The 1,364-nt window shown below is 52.3% G+C and carries 2 protein-coding genes; both read right to left on the reverse strand.

Annotated elements, in window-relative coordinates; all coding sequences use genetic code 11:
* Positions 1-691, reverse strand: a 691-nt coding sequence (locus RTW80_RS25285; protein WP_312720800.1) for an ATPase, T2SS/T4P/T4SS family, incomplete at its 3' end; no start/stop codon positions are given.
* The coding region (gene traI, locus RTW80_RS25290; protein WP_312720802.1) for an IncI1-type conjugal transfer lipoprotein TraI at positions 688-1,364 on the reverse strand (677 nt) is incomplete at its 5' end. The genes traI and RTW80_RS25285, both read right to left, overlap by 4 nt.

Raw genomic sequence — 1,364 nt, forward strand, 5'->3', positions numbered from 1 at the left:
GTACAGCAGAACGCAGTCCGGCAGCAAAACTGACCACATCACGCCCGATTTCTGCCTGATGCGGTGGGAGCAGATCGTTTTCATTTCCCAGGATATATTCCACCGGGTCTTCATATGTCACGATTTTGGCGTCGGGGAAATTGTCCATAATGTAACGGTACAGTGCTGAACACAGCGTTGATTTCCCTGACCCGGTTTCACCACATACAAATCCCAGACCGCTTTTGCAGACCATTGCTTCAAGCAGATCTGGTTCAATGTTCATGGAGAGAATGTCCGGTATTTCTGTCGGGATGACACGCATGGTTATTGAGACTGCTTTCTCCTCCGCACCAGATGTGCCCTGAATGAGGTGAGAGCGTAACCGGATGCGTTCTCCGCGTTTAAGACCATAGCGACCGGATGCATCCCCGTTAATCTGTATCGTCCTGTCAACCGGATTGCCTGCCAGAACGCGGGGAATGACTTCCCGACCGAACAGTTCATCAATCAGGGAGGACATGAGTGTGGTTGGTAACGTTGCACTGGAACAACGCACCCGTCGGCCAAAGCGACTGACAGATACAGGTGACCCACCGGTCAGATCCACATCACTGACTTTATGTGCGGCACACCAGACAAAGAAATGCCGTAGTTCATCTGCAGTGAAACGCTGAAACGGAAAAAGACCAAACTCATCAGGAATATTCATCGGGAGCCTCCTTCAGTGCCTATAAGCGGACGCCAGTGAGATTTCTGAAGATTGAATTCCGCATGATTTTTAAGGCGACGAACACGATCTCCAGTGACCAGTTTTTTCCCGTCACCTGTAACGGTTTGCATTTGATCAGAAACATCCGGACGGGTGATCATGCCCTGACGCCAGAGAAGTGAGTACAGCATCATGCCCCGGTAATCACGGGTGAGGGTTTTCTGGTTGGCTTCAAGCGTCAGGTCGGCGTTTTGTCTTCCTTCCTGCCATCCCTGCCGTAATGCGGTTTCCCACACTTTTCGTTGCACGCTGTCTTCTGGAACGACGCTGCCTTCTGTACCCGGAGTGGCTGTTGTTGAAAGCCCCCGGAGAAGCCAGTCACGCCAGCCCGGTGGATTGCTGACAAAGCGTTCAGGGCGAATGATGGTCCAGACCCGGGAAGAGGTCCGGATTTGATCTGGCGTGATATGAGCTACGTCCTGTGCTTCATCAATAACCGGTGGTAGCCAGCCTTCCGGGCTAATCAGTGGCCGGAAATCGTATAAGGCATTAAGTGTGCTTTCCCGGGCGTTGAGTGCCTGAATCAGCTCCCATGAACGCTGAGCCTTGCCACCACGAAATCCAAGCGTTTTACCTGCGTCGGTCAGCATTTTCCAGCGTGTTTCTGACAGAC

This window comes from Escherichia sp. AM3 (assembly GCF_032029835.1).
GTDB lineage: Bacteria > Pseudomonadota > Gammaproteobacteria > Enterobacterales > Enterobacteriaceae > Escherichia > Escherichia coli.